At 59.6% G+C, this 13038-nt stretch carries 9 protein-coding genes and 4 pseudogenes; 7 read left to right on the top strand and 6 right to left on the bottom strand.

The window, feature by feature from the left end:
• Window positions 1-24: 24 nt before the first annotated feature.
• From ACMXYH_RS14690 to ACMXYH_RS14715, 6 genes are all read left to right on the top strand, one after another.
• On the top strand, window positions 25-1041 hold the full coding sequence (locus tag ACMXYH_RS14690) for an AraC family transcriptional regulator (protein WP_415767520.1): 1017 nt from the start codon (window positions 25-27) through the stop codon (window positions 1039-1041).
• A 264-nt stretch (window positions 1042-1305) separates the two neighbouring features.
• Window positions 1306-2970: an AMP-binding protein gene (locus ACMXYH_RS14695; RefSeq protein WP_415767521.1), complete on the top strand. Its 1665-nt coding sequence runs from the start codon at window positions 1306-1308 to the stop codon at window positions 2968-2970.
• A gap of 16 nt (window positions 2971-2986) precedes the next feature.
• Window positions 2987-3748, top strand: a complete 762-nt coding sequence (locus ACMXYH_RS14700; protein ID WP_033054749.1) for an SDR family NAD(P)-dependent oxidoreductase — start codon at window positions 2987-2989, stop codon at window positions 3746-3748.
• Between the two features lie 12 nt (window positions 3749-3760).
• Complete coding sequence (locus tag ACMXYH_RS14705; RefSeq protein ID WP_415767523.1) at window positions 3761-4954, top strand: acetyl-CoA C-acyltransferase; 1194 nt, start codon at window positions 3761-3763, stop codon at window positions 4952-4954.
• Window positions 4955-5118: 164 nt separating this feature from the next.
• Window positions 5119-6246: an acyl-CoA dehydrogenase gene (locus ACMXYH_RS14710; protein WP_415767524.1), complete on the top strand. Its 1128-nt coding sequence runs from the start codon at window positions 5119-5121 to the stop codon at window positions 6244-6246.
• Between the two features lie 128 nt (window positions 6247-6374).
• Window positions 6375-7148, top strand: a complete 774-nt coding sequence (locus ACMXYH_RS14715) for an enoyl-CoA hydratase (RefSeq protein ID WP_123361197.1) — start codon at window positions 6375-6377, stop codon at window positions 7146-7148.
• A 140-nt stretch (window positions 7149-7288) separates the two neighbouring features.
• Here ACMXYH_RS14715 and ACMXYH_RS14720 read toward each other — a convergent pair whose 3' ends face one another.
• From ACMXYH_RS14720 to ACMXYH_RS14745, 6 genes and pseudogenes are all read right to left on the bottom strand, one after another.
• Entirely contained in the window at window positions 7289-8440 is a 1152-nt protein-coding gene (locus tag ACMXYH_RS14720; protein WP_129443945.1) for an acyl-CoA dehydrogenase family protein, read from the bottom strand.
• Window positions 8441-8443: 3 nt separating this feature from the next.
• Entirely contained in the window at window positions 8444-9550 is a 1107-nt protein-coding gene (locus ACMXYH_RS14725; protein WP_415767525.1) for an enoyl-CoA hydratase/isomerase family protein, read from the bottom strand.
• Between the two features lie 145 nt (window positions 9551-9695).
• Window positions 9696-10391 (bottom strand): HPP family protein, encoded by a 696-nt coding sequence (locus ACMXYH_RS14730; RefSeq protein WP_415767526.1) that lies wholly within the window; start codon window positions 10389-10391, stop codon window positions 9696-9698.
• 159 nt (window positions 10392-10550) lie between these two features.
• Window positions 10551-11729: pseudogene (locus ACMXYH_RS14735) on the bottom strand (MFS transporter).
• A 264-nt stretch (window positions 11730-11993) separates the two neighbouring features.
• Window positions 11994-12146 (bottom strand): annotated as a pseudogene (locus ACMXYH_RS14740) (GNAT family N-acetyltransferase); the annotation flags it as partial.
• Between the two features lie 115 nt (window positions 12147-12261).
• Window positions 12262-12536: pseudogene (locus ACMXYH_RS14745) on the bottom strand (glycosyltransferase); the annotation flags it as partial.
• A 15-nt stretch (window positions 12537-12551) separates the two neighbouring features.
• On the opposite strand from ACMXYH_RS14745, the pseudogene ACMXYH_RS14750 reads away from it, so the two are divergent.
• Window positions 12552-12679: pseudogene (locus ACMXYH_RS14750) on the top strand (LysR family transcriptional regulator); the annotation flags it as partial.
• Window positions 12680-13038: the final 359 nt, after the last annotated feature.

The following is a 13038-nucleotide window of genomic DNA, read 5'->3' on the forward strand; positions in this document are numbered from 1 at the left end:
AATCAGTGCACCCGAGTGACGTTTATGTCGGAAAAAGACACCATCTCCATTCAACTGGTGCGTGAAGCGCTGTTGCAAAGTTGTGCTCCGGGAGGCACCACTGACGAGGTAATGAGCACAGTCGGCATCGATCCGGCACTGCTCGAAAGCAGCGATGCACGCGTACCGGCCACGGCTTATGCAAGGCTGTGGCGTTTATTGGCCCGGCGCCGGGACGATGAGTTTTTTGGCATGGACCCGCGCAAACTCAAATCCGGCAGCCTGGAGTTTCTCTGTCGCTGCTCTATGGTCCAGCCGAGCCTGGCCGCCGGCCTTACCTCGGGTTTGAGCTTTTTGTCGTTGATGCTCGAACACCTGCCCGCGCAACTGGTTCGTCAGCAAAGCCTGGCGGAAATCGTCCTGCTCGAAGACGACCAGGACCCACGCCGCGCCTTCACTTATTTCACTTACTGGATGATCGTCCACGGCGTCGCCTGCTGGCTGGCGGGGCGACGGATTCCGATCCTGGCCATCGAGTTGCGCTGTCCGGCACCGGACTTCTGCGATGACTATCAGGTGATGTTCTCCGAGAACCTGCGTTTCGACCGGCCGCGCACGCGGATGATTTTCTCGGCCGAGTGCCTGGACTTGCCGATCAAGCGTAGCCCGGAAGAACTCAAGCGTTTCCTGGCCCATGCGCCGGCCAATATTCTGGTCAAGTACCGGGACCCGGAGAGCCTGGCCAGCCGGATCAAGCACGATTTGCGGCAACTGCCCGCCGAACACTGGCCGGAAACCGAACCCCTGGCACAACAGCTGTGCATGTCGGCTTCGACGTTGCGTCGGCGGTTGTCGGAAGAAGGTCAGACCTACCAAGGGCTCAAGGACAGCGTGCGCAAGGAGTTGGCAATTGTCTGGCTCGCCGAGCCTGCCATCAGCTTCGCCGAGATTGCCACGCGTTTAGGGTTTGCCGATACCAGCTCGTTCTACAAGGCGTTTCGCAAGTGGTCGGGATCAAATCCGGGGCACTACCGGAGTTTGATCCTCAACGAAGCGAGCTGATTCGGATTTTGTGTTGATTGGTCGGGCGCCTTCGCGAGCAAGCCCGCTCCCACATTTGGAATGCGTTCCCCTGTGGGAGCGGCGGTGCGACGATTCGACTTGCTCGCGAAGAGGCCATTCCTGACGACGCACCTCTTGAATCTTGGCCAAACCAGTCACGCAACTTGATAGCTTTGACCATTGTCCCGCACCCCGCGCAGAGCGAGTATTTCCCTGTTAATTACGGTTCCCCCGACCTAATAAAAATACAAAGGGATTCTGGCAATGCGCGATTATTTGTCTGCTACCTCACAGTTCAATTATCAGCACACCGTCGACGCCGCGCTCGACGGCGATTTGACTGCCCTCAACGCCTGTGTCGAGTGTTGCGACCGGCATGCCTTGCCGGGGCGCATCGCGCTGTTCTGGGAAGGTCGCGATGGCGCCAGCGCGACCTACACCTTCAGCGACTTGCAGGACAAAGCTGCGCGTTTAGCCAATTTCCTACTGGGCCAAGGCGTGAAAAAAGGCGACAAGGTTGCCGGTCTCCTGCCACGTAACATCGAACTTTTGATCACCGTATTCGCCACCTGGCGCATCGGCGCGGTCTACCAGCCGCTGTTCACGGCATTCGGCCCGAAAGCCATCGAGCATCGCCTCAGCTGCTCTGGCGCCAAAGTGGTGGTCACCGACGCGGGCAATCGTTCCAAACTCACTGAAGTCGCCGACTGCCCGACCATCGTCACCGTCGCCGGTCCAAAAGGCCAAGGCGTTGTCCGCGGCGATTACAGCTTCTGGGCCGAACTAGCGAATTATTCTGCTGAGTGCGAACCGGTCCTGCTGACCGGAGAAGACCCGTTTCTGCTGATGTTCACGTCGGGCACCACCGGTCCGTCGAAAGCGCTGTCCGTTCCGCTCAAGGCCATCGTCGCCTTCCAGAGCTACACCCGTGACGCCGTGGACTTGCGCCCTGAAGACGCCTTCTGGAACGTCGCCGATCCGGGTTGGGCCTATGGCATCTATTTCGGTGTTACCGGGCCGATGGCCATGGGGCATCCGATCACCTTTTACGATGGTCCGTTCACCCTCGAAAGCACCTGCCGGGTGATCAACAAATACGGGATCACCAACCTCACCGGCTCGCCGACGGCCTATCGCCTGTTGATCGCGGGTGGCGACGAGTTCGCCCGCTCGATCAAGGGCAAGCTGCGCATCGTCAGCAGCGCCGGCGAGCCGCTGAACCCGGAAGTGATTCGCTGGTTCGCCGACAACCTCGGCGTGGTCATTCACGATCATTACGGCCAGACCGAACTGGGCATGGTCCTGTGCAATCACCACGGCCTGGAGCATCCGATCCACATGGGCGCCGCCGGTTTCGCTTCGCCGGGCCACCGCATCGTGGTGCTGGATGACGAGTACAAAGAACTCGGCGTCGGTCAGCCGGGCATTCTGGCCATCGATCGCACCCAATCGCCGATGTGCTGGTTCGCCGGTTACGAAGGCGCACCGACCAAGGCCTTCGTCGGCAACTATTACCTGAGCGGCGACACCGTCGAGTGGAACCCGGACGGCAGCATCAGCTTCGTCGGTCGCAGCGACGACGTGATCACCACCTCCGGTTATCGCGTCGGTCCGTTCGACGTGGAAAGCGCGTTGATCGAACACCCGGCCGTGGTCGAAGCGGCCGTGGTCGGCAAACCCGATCCGGAGCGCACCGAACTGGTCAAAGCCTTTGTCGTGCTCAGCCCGCAATACCGTGCTGCGCCGGAGCTGGCCGAAGAGCTGCGCCAACACGTGCGCAAACGACTGGCCGCGCACTCGTACCCCCGTGAAATTGAATTTGTCAGCGAATTGCCGAAAACCCCTAGCGGCAAATTGCAGCGCTTTATCTTGCGCAACCAGGAAATCGCCAAGGCTCAAGAGGCCGCCGCGAAGAACGTTTCAGCTTGAATCCAAGGAAACAATGATGCAGATCGAAAACAAGGTTTTTCTCGTCACCGGCGGTGCGTCCGGCCTCGGTGCGGCCACTGCTGAAATGCTCGTCGCGGCGGGCGCCAAAGTGATGCTGGTGGACATGAACGCCGAGGCCGTTGCGGCCCAGGCTGAACGTCTCGGCGCACAAAGCGTGGTGGCGGATATCAGCAACGAAGCCGCGGCGGAAGCTGCTGTGCAGGCGACGGTCAAAGCTTTCGGTGGCCTGAATGGTCTGGTCAACTGCGCCGGCATCGTGCGCGGTGAGAAGATCCTCGGCAAGAACGGCCCCCACGTGCTGGCCAATTTCAGCCAGGTGATCAACGTCAACCTGATCGGCAGTTTCAACATGCTGCGCCTGGCGGCTGCGGCAATCGCCGAAACCGAAGCGGATGCCGATGGCGAGCGCGGCGTGATCATCAACACCGCCTCGGCCGCAGCCTATGATGGCCAGATCGGCCAAGCCGCGTATGCCGCCTCCAAGGGCGCAATCGTCAGCCTGACCTTGCCCGCCGCCCGTGAACTGGCGCGCTTCGGCATCCGCGTGATGACCATCGCCCCGGGCATTTTCGAAACCCCGATGATGGCCGGCATGACCCCGGAAGTCCGTGCGTCCCTGGCAGCTGGCGTGCCGTTTCCACCGCGTCTGGGTAAACCAGGCGAGTATGCCGGGCTGGTCAGGCATATCATTGAAAACAGCATGCTCAATGGCGAGGTGATCCGTCTCGACGGCGCCTTGCGCATGGCCGCCAAATAAGGAGGATTTGTCATGACTACTTCCAACGATCCAATCGTTATCGTCAGCGCCGTCCGCACCCCGATGGGCGGTTTCCAAGGCGAACTGAAAAGCCTGACCGCACCGCAACTCGGTGCTGCCGCAATTCGCGCCGCCGTTGAACGCGCCGGTGTGGCGCCAGACTCGGTTGAAGAAGTGCTGTTCGGTTGCGTCCTGTCCGCCGGCCTCGGCCAAGCCCCTGCGCGTCAAGCTGCATTGGGCGCCGGGCTGGATAAATCGACCCGCTGCACCACCCTGAACAAAATGTGCGGTTCGGGCATGGAAGCGGCCATTCTGGCTCACGACATGCTGGTGGCCGGCAGCGCCGACGTGGTTGTCGCTGGCGGTATGGAAAGCATGTCCAACGCGCCGTATCTGCTGGACCGCGCCCGCAGCGGTTACCGCATGGGCCACGGTCGCGTGCTTGATCACATGTTCCTCGACGGGCTGGAAGACGCTTACGACAAAGGTCGCCTGATGGGCACCTACGCCGAAGATTGCGCGGAAACCAACGGTTTCACCCGTGAAGCTCAGGACGCGTTTGCCATTGCCTCGACCACCCGCGCGCAGCAGGCGATCAAGGACGGCAGCTTCAAAGACGAGATCGTGCCGGTCACCGTGACTGTCGGTAAAGAGCAGGTGCTGATCAGCAACGACGAACAACCACCGAAAGCCAAACTGGACAAGATCGCTTCCTTGAAACCGGCGTTCCGCGAAGGCGGCACGGTGACGGCGGCGAACTCCAGCTCGATCTCCGATGGCGCTGCGGCACTGGTGATGATGCGCCGTTCCGAAGCTCAAAAGCGCGGCCTGAAACCGCTGGCAGTGATTCACGGTCACGCGGCGTTTGCCGACACCCCGGGCCTGTTCCCGGTGGCACCGGTGGGCGCGATCGAGAAGCTGATGAAAAAAACCGGCTGGTCGCTGGACGAAGTCGATCTGGTCGAAGTCAACGAAGCCTTCGCCGTGGTCAGTCTGGTCACCATGACCAAACTGGAAATCCCCCACGAGAAGATCAACGTTCACGGCGGCGCTTGCGCCCTCGGCCACCCGATCGGTGCGTCTGGTGCGCGGATCCTTGTGACCTTGCTCTCGGCCCTGCGCCAGAAAGGCCTGAAACGCGGCGTTGCAGCGATCTGCATCGGCGGCGGTGAAGCCACGGCCATGGCCGTTGAATGCCTGTATTGAAACTGACGCTATCCCCATGTGGGAGCGGGCTTGCTCGCGAAGAGGCCGTGTCAGTCGACATCAATGTTGAATGACACACCGCTTTCGCGAGCAAGCCCGCTCCCACAGGTCCAGCGTTTCAACCAGGTATTTTGTGCGATAGGCTCAATTTTTAAGGATTTGGCATGATTCCCAATGACGAACAACTTCAGATCAGCGACGCGGCCCGGCAGTTTGCCCAGGAACGGCTGAAACCGTTCGCCGCCGAGTGGGACCGCGAGCATCGCTTCCCCAAGGAAGCCATCGGCGAGATGGCGGAACTGGGCTTCTTCGGCATGTTGGTGCCGGAAGAGTGGGGCGGTTGCGACACCGGTTACCTGGCCTACGCCATGGCCCTGGAAGAAATTGCTGCCGGCGATGGCGCCTGCTCGACCATCATGAGCGTGCACAACTCGGTGGGTTGCGTGCCGATTCTCAAGTACGGCAACGACGACCAGAAAGAACGCTTCCTCAAACCGTTGGCCAGCGGCTCGATGCTCGGGGCTTTTGCCCTCACCGAACCGCAGGCCGGTTCCGACGCCAGTGGCCTGAAAACCCGTGCCCGTCTGGAAGGCGATCACTACGTGTTGAACGGCTGCAAGCAGTTCATCACCTCCGGGCAGAACGCCGGGGTGGTGATCGTGTTCGCCGTGACTGATCCGAGTGCCGGCAAGCGTGGCATCACGGCGCTGATCGTGCCGACCGATTCGCCGGGTTACAAAGTTGCACGGGTCGAAGACAAGCTCGGCCAGCACGCGTCCGACACCTGCCAGATTCTGTTTGAGGACGTGAAAGTGCCGGTGGCCAACCGGTTGGGCGAGGAGGGCGAAGGTTATCGAATCGCCCTGGCCAACCTCGAAGGCGGTCGTGTCGGCATCGCTTCGCAATCGGTGGGCATGGCCCGCGCTGCGTTCGAAGCAGCCCGCGACTACGCCCGCGAGCGTGAAAGCTTCGGCAAACCGATCATCGAGCATCAAGCGGTCGCGTTCCGCCTGGCGGACATGGCAACCCAAATCGCCGTCGCTCGGCAAATGGTGCATTACGCGGCGGCGTTAAGAGACAGCGGTAAACCGGCCTTGGTCGAAGCGTCCATGGCCAAACTGTTCGCCTCGGAAATGGCCGAGAAAGTCTGTTCCTCGGCGTTGCAAACCCTCGGCGGTTACGGTTACTTGAACGATTTCCCGCTGGAGCGGATCTACCGCGACGTGCGGGTCTGCCAGATCTACGAAGGCACCAGCGATATTCAGCGCATGGTTATTTCACGAAGTCTCTAAGAATGAACCCCCGGTAGGAGCTGCCGCAGGCTGCGATCTTCAGCGATCTTGAAATCACCGAAGATCGAGATCAAAAGATCGCAGCCTGCGGCAGCTCCGGGGGATCGAGTGTTTATCAGGAGTCATATATGAGCTACGAAACAATTTTGTTGGAAACCCACGGTCGCGTCGGCCTGATTACCCTGAACCGTCCCCAAGCGCTGAATGCGTTGAACGCGCAGATCGTCAGCGAGCTGAACCACGCTCTCGATGGCCTGGAAGCCGATTCGAACATCGGCTGCATCGTGCTGACCGGCTCGAAAAAGGCCTTCGCGGCCGGTGCCGACATCAAGGAAATGGCTGAGCTGACCTACCCGCAGATCTACCTCGACGACCTGTTCAGCGACAGCGATCGCGTGGCTAACCGCCGCAAGCCGATCATTGCCGCCGTCAACGGTTTCGCCTTGGGCGGTGGTTGTGAACTGGCGCTGATGTGCGACTTCATCCTGGCCGGCGACAACGCCAAGTTCGGTCAGCCGGAAATCAACCTCGGCGTACTGCCGGGCATGGGCGGCACCCAGCGCCTGACCCGCGCAGTGGGCAAGGCCAAGGCCATGGAAATGTGCCTCAGCGGTCGACTGATCGATGCGGTGGAAGCGGAGCGTTGCGGTATCGTGGCGCGGATTGTTCCGGCCGATGAGTTGCTGGAAGAAGCGTTGAAAGTCGCGGCGCTGATTGCCAAGAAGTCGTTGCCGATTGCAATGATGATCAAGGAAAGCGTCAACCGCGCGTTTGAAGTGAGCCTGTCGGAAGGTGTGCGCTTTGAGCGCCGGGTGTTCCATGCGGCGTTTGCGACGCAGGATCAGAAGGAAGGGATGGCGGCGTTTATTGCCAAGCGTGAGGCTGAGTTCCAAGGTAAGTAATGCGGCGTTTTCGCTGACGCTATCACGAGCAAGCTCGCTCCCACAGTGGATCTCCAGTGCGCACAGATCTTGTGTATACCAGAGAACCCTGTGGGAGCGAGCTTGTCTCCGGGCGGCGATCCGACGATGCTTTTGGGGCATCACACCAGGTAGTGCTTCAGCTCCCGAGCAATCACCATCCGCTGTATCTCGCTCGACCCTTCATAAATCTGCGTAATCCGCGCATCCCGGTAATAACGCTCCACCGGATAATCCTCCAGATACCCATACCCGCCATGAATCTGCATCGCCGACGAACACACTTTCTCGGCCATCTCCGAAGCAAACAATTTGGCCTGTGAAGCCTCCGACAGACACGGTTTGCCGGCACTGCGCAACCGCGCAGCATGCAAGATCAGCAGTCGTGCCGCGTTCAACCGGGTGTGCATATCGGCCAGCATGTTGGCGATGCTCTGGTGCTCGATGATCGGCTTGTTGAACTGAACCCGATCCCGCGAGTAGGCCAGCGCCGCTTCAAACGCCGCGCGGGCAATGCCCAACGCCTGCGCCGCGATGCCGATGCGGCCGCCTTCGAGGTTCGACAGGGCAATCGCCAGTCCTTTGCCGCGCTCACCCAACAGGTTGGCTTCCGGAATCGTGCAGTTGCTCAGGGTCACCGCGCAGGTATCGGACGCGCGAATACCCATCTTGTGCTCGGTGCGATCAACGATGAAACCCGCTGTATCGGTCGGCACCAGAAACGCCGAGATGCCGCGCTTGCCCAGATCCGGATCGGTCACCGCAAACACGATGGCCAGTTTCGCCCGTTTGCCATTGCTGACGAATTGCTTGGCGCCGTTGATCACCCACTGGCCGTCGCGCAGTTCGGCGCGGGTGCGCAGGTTGTGGGCTTCGGAGCCGGCCTGGGGTTCGGTCAGGCAGAAGCAGCCGATCGCCTGACCGCTGGCCAGATCCGGCAGCCAGGTCTGTTTCTGTTCTTCAGTGCCGTAGTTGAGGACCGGACCGCAGCCCACGGAGTTGTGAATGCTCATGAGTGCGCCAGTGGCGCCGTCGCCGGCCGAAATCTCTTCCACGGCCAAGGCGTAAGCGACGTAATCGACATAGGTGCCGCCCCATTCCTCGGGCACCACCATGCCCAGCAGACCCAGCTCACCCATCTTCGCCACCAGACCGTCATCGATCCAGCCGGCCTTTTCCCAGGCCTGGGCGTGGGGGGCGATTTCGCCGCGGGCGAAGTCCCGGGCCATATCGCGGATCATGACTTGCTCTTCGCTCAATTCGATATCGTGCATGGCTCAGCTCCCGCTTTGGTCAAAACCCGTGAAGAAACTCGCGACGTGCTCGGCGTCCAGCGCCTGCAAGGTCGGCGGGTTCCAGCGCGGTTTCTTGTCTTTGTCGATCAGCAAGGCGCGCACGCCTTCGATCAGGTCGCCGCGCTCGAACCACTGACGGTCCAGGTGCAGCTCAAGGGCGAAGCAGTCTTCCAGACTCAAGTGCCGGCCGCGACGGAGCATTTCCAGGGTCACGCCCATGGCCAGCGGTGAACGGCTCTCCAGCAGGTCGGCGGTGGTCGTGGCCCACTCGTGGCTGTCGGCGACCGTTACTTCACGCAGTTGCTCAACAATACTCGGCACATCGGGCAGGGCGAAGAAGTGATCGATGGCCGGGCGCAACGCCGCCAAAGGTGGTGCCGGCAGTTGTTGCACGGCGAGTTTCGCCAGCAGACCTTGAAGGTCCTTCAACGGTGTTTCGGGCCATTCGAGTTGATCGAGTTGCTCGTCCAGAGTGCTCAACTTGTCGCTTTCCAGGTACCAGTCGGCCAGGCCGCAATAGAGCGCATCGGCCGCACGGATCTGCACGCCGCTGACGCCGAGGTAAATACCCAGTTCACCGGGAACGCGCGGCAGGAAATGGCTGCCACCGACATCCGGGAAATAACCGATCGCCACTTCCGGCATCGCCAGGCGGCTTTTCTCGGTGACCACTCGCAAGTCGGCGCCTTGCACCAGGCCCATGCCGCCGCCCAGGACAAAACCATCCATCAAGGCGAGCACAGGTTTGCGGTAATGGTGAATTGCGAGGTCGAGGGCGTATTCCTCGACGAAGAAATCTTCGTGCAGCGTGTCGCCGTTTTTGAAGCTGTCGTACAGCGAGCGAATATCGCCGCCGGCACAGAAAGCCTTCTCGCCAGCACCGCGCAAGACCACCGCGTGTACGTACGGATCGAGCGCCCAGGCGTCGAGCTGACGCTGCAGGTTGCGCACCATGTCCAGGGTAATGGCGTTGAGGCCGCCGGGGCGATTGAGGGTCAGGTGACCGATGTGGTTGCGAACCTCGGCCAGCACTTCGTTTTGCGTGGCATCCATGGACGAAGTCCCCTTCGATGAAACCTGAGCAGTCATCACTAACTCCCTGCTTTTATTGTTCTTTATAGAGAAGCTCGCGCGCGAGCGATGCTGGATCGTAACAGTGCAAATTTGTGATGTACAACCAGCATATGTGCAGGGTTAGTTTGCGTTTTTGCGATAAGGCAGAATCAAAAGATCTTCAACCCTTATTGGAAAACACATCCCCAATGCTGCGGCGTCTGGCATGCAGTTCGCTCGCGTGGATCAGCTGTTCGAGGTCTTCGGGGGTGACGTCGAAGAAGGCTTCCATGTCCGCCAGGGCCCGTTTAAGGTCCTGGGCGGTGATCGCCTGGCTGTCCGCCGACGGCATCATTGGCGCAGGCTCGACGGCGCGTTTTGGGTAACCAATGCGCGTCAGGTTGTTGTAGGCCAGGGCGCTGAGCAGCATGGTCGATCCGCTGAGCATGACCGGGCCGAGGGCTTTCCAGTCCAGGGCAATGGTCGCCGGGTCTGCCAACACTAAAAGCAGTGCCAGCGCCCCGGCCGGTGGGTGCAGGCAACGCAACCAGCACATCAGAATCAGCGCCATGCCGGCCGCCAGGCAAGCGCTGCCGAGGGTTCGTCCGAGCACGTGAGCGACCAGCAGCGAAACCACCCCGGCGCTGAGGTAGCCGCCAAGAATCGACCAGGGCTGGGCGAGGGCGCCGGAGGACACTGCGAACAGCAACACGGCCGATGCACCCAGGGGACCGATCAGGTGCTGCGCCACTTGCATGCCGAATACCTGGCTGCAGAGCCAGACGCTGAACATCGTGCCCAAGGACATGCCGATCGCGGCGCGGCTCCATTCGGAGGGGCGAGTGTTGATGGCGGCGGGAAACCAGCGAGCAAACATGAGGCAGACGATCCGTTGAAAAAAACCGAGGCAAAAAAAAGGCTTAGCTGGGATACCCAGAAAGCCCTTGAAGTTGTTCCAACTATTGGGGGAGGAACGGGCACAGTGTGCCGTTCATTCCTGATGCTGACAAATTCATATTAATGCAGTTTTAGTGCATTAATTTTGCTGTAATGCCACCCGGCGACCGCTCATGAAACACAGGAAACCGCCCATGGCGGTCAGCGCGCTCAGGGCATAAAACATCGTTGGCGCGGGGGTGTGCATCAGCAGGAAACCGCAAATCACCGGGCTCAGGGCACCGCCGAGGGCCGCGAGGTTTTGCGCGCCGTAATAACTACCGCGCAGTTCTTCCGGGGCCAGGGTGTCGACGAAGAGGAATTCGGCGGGGTAAATGATCATTTCACCGAAGGTGAAGATGAACATTGCCACGCACCACGACACCAGGCTGTCAGCCAGGCTGAAACCGATCAACCCGACGATGAACAGGCTGGTACCGCCCGCGATCTAGTAACGCAATTGTTCGCGCTTGAGGAAACGGCCGATCTGGTATTGCAGCAGGATCACGCTGATCGCATTGCAGGCGAGCAGGGCGGCCATGGTTTCCAGTGCCCGTTTGGAGTCATGGGTTACCAGCAGATATTGCGACAGGTACAAGGTGAAACGGCCGTGGACCACGGTACTGAGCAGGCAGCCGCAGGTGAACATGATCAGCGTGCGGTCGTTTTTCAGGGTGACCAGCGTCTTGAGAAAACTCGCGGGCTGGCCAATCGCGGGTGCCTGGGCCGAGTCCTTCGGTATCCCGATCATCAGGAAAATACTGAAGAACGCGATGCCACCGGCGATCAGGAACGTTGCAATCGGGTACACGCCGGCAATCACCACGCCCAGCATCGGGCCGGTGGCGTAGCCGATGTTGGTCAAGGTGTAGCGCAGGGAAAACGCCTTGGCGCGCTGGCCCATGGGCAGGTTTTCGCTGAGGATCGCCTTCGAGCCGATCAGGAACAGCGCCGAGGCGGTTTCGGTGATCACCAGGGTGGCGGTGGTCAGGTAGAGGTTTTCGGCGAAGGTCAGCAGCACAAAGCCGATGGCGCTGGAGAGCATCGCGAGGATCAGCAGCCGGCGCTTCTCGAGGCGGTCGATGATGTAACCGCCGTAGAGCGCGAGCAGGGTGGCGATAAACACCGCGATGCCCAGCAGCAAGCCAACATCCTGTTGGTTGAGGCCGAGTTTGTTGCTCAGGAACAACGTCAGCAGCGGGCTGGTGATGGCGCGGCTGACGACGATGGTCAGCGAAACGATCATCAACCGGCGGATAACGAGTGAGTAAGTGGCCACGGTGGGGCAAATATCCTTATTTAGATTCTGCAGTGTTCGACGTAAAACCGAGTCGCTACCATTCGCGAGCAAGCCCGCTCCCACAGGGGAATGCATTCCAAATGTGGGAGCGGCGGTGCGACGACTCGACTTGCTCGCGAAGAGGCCGGATCAGGCAACGCAATGTTCAAGTCAGCCACCGATCCAGAGCCCTAGCCGATTCCAGCTCATCCAACCGCCACAACTGGTCAAGCAGTTCTTGCGCCTGATCCCCTCATCCGTCTCGATTGCCCGGCGATGTTGTTCGGCATCGGTCACCTGCGCATCGGCAAGCCAGGCCAGCGAAGGGTCGCAGCGAAACAACTCGGCCGCCGAACGTTCGATAGCGGGGAGGGCAGTGGCGTCGATAGATCGGGCACGGCGCAAGGTAATCATCATGTTAATCACGGTTCATGTAGGAGCTGCCGAAGGCTGCGATCTTTTGATCTTATTCTTTTAGCGCCTCAGCTATTGTTGAAGATCAAAATCAAAAGATCGCAGCCTTCGGCAGCTCCTACAGGGGATTGAGGTGCAGCAGGACGTAATCGTTTTTGTCGAAACGGCCGCTCAAAAGGGGCGGCAACGCACCCAACGGCGTGCCCTGCAGGGCGCGGTAGTCGTTTTCATCCATCATCAACCACGCATGAACTTGATCGCCTTGGCGTCTTTACCCATGGCGTGCAGCACCAGAGGCGCAGGGTCTTTCTGGACCAAAGCGAACGCCGCACGGCTGAAGGTTTGGGTGCCGTAGAGGCGACGTTCAACCGGATCGAACACCAGAATGTAAACCCCAGGGCAACTGCGGCCCTGCGCCCGGCGTCGATTCACTTCGACACGCCGTTCTATTTGATTTGCGTCATAACACTGTGCGTAGCCCATTGGTGAAGGCGTTTGTCCAGGCGCTGAGGATTGATTTGAGGGTGGTAGGTTGAAGGGCTAATGGGAGTAAAAGACTTTATTCTCCGTCAAGTTTTAGAAGCTTTTTTGGAATAATTTTCAAACCGAAACCTGACACAACAACAAAGCACATAACTACCACTATTCTTGCCGTTAAAACGTCCATCTCGAAAAAATAAAATATTAATAGTGAGATCCAGGCTGTATGAAAGCAGGAGCAGGCAATAATAAATAAATACATTGTCGCTGCAGCGAGTATTTTTTCGAGAGTCAACATTTGATTTTCCACTTCATAGGGCATACAAATGAGTGAAAAAAAATACATATGAATGCAATCCGGCCAATAAACGGATGCTCCGAAATTATGTCCGGGCGATAACCGAGAAATGGAAAG

The sequence above is a fragment of the Pseudomonas frigoris genome (genome assembly GCF_047758635.1).
In the GTDB taxonomy this organism is placed as follows: Bacteria; Pseudomonadota; Gammaproteobacteria; order Pseudomonadales; family Pseudomonadaceae; genus Aquipseudomonas; species Aquipseudomonas frigoris.

Bases quoted from the DNA above. Each gene is read 5' to 3' on its own strand.
- ACMXYH_RS14695 (WP_415767521.1), top strand. From the start codon at position 1,306: ATGCGCGATTATTTGTCTGCTACCTCACAGTTCAATTATCAGCACACC.
- ACMXYH_RS14720 (WP_129443945.1), bottom strand. From the start codon at position 8,440: ATGCACGATATCGAATTGAGCGAAGAGCAAGTCATGATCCGCGATATG.
- ACMXYH_RS14715 (WP_123361197.1), top strand. From the start codon at position 6,375: ATGAGCTACGAAACAATTTTGTTGGAAACCCACGGTCGCGTCGGCCTG.
- ACMXYH_RS14730 (WP_415767526.1), bottom strand. From the start codon at position 10,391: ATGTTTGCTCGCTGGTTTCCCGCCGCCATCAACACTCGCCCCTCCGAA.
- ACMXYH_RS14705 (WP_415767523.1), top strand. From the start codon at position 3,761: ATGACTACTTCCAACGATCCAATCGTTATCGTCAGCGCCGTCCGCACC.
- ACMXYH_RS14700 (WP_033054749.1), top strand. From the start codon at position 2,987: ATGCAGATCGAAAACAAGGTTTTTCTCGTCACCGGCGGTGCGTCCGGC.
- ACMXYH_RS14690 (WP_415767520.1), top strand. From the start codon at position 25: ATGTCGGAAAAAGACACCATCTCCATTCAACTGGTGCGTGAAGCGCTG.
- ACMXYH_RS14710 (WP_415767524.1), top strand. From the start codon at position 5,119: ATGATTCCCAATGACGAACAACTTCAGATCAGCGACGCGGCCCGGCAG.
- ACMXYH_RS14725 (WP_415767525.1), bottom strand. From the start codon at position 9,550: ATGACTGCTCAGGTTTCATCGAAGGGGACTTCGTCCATGGATGCCACG.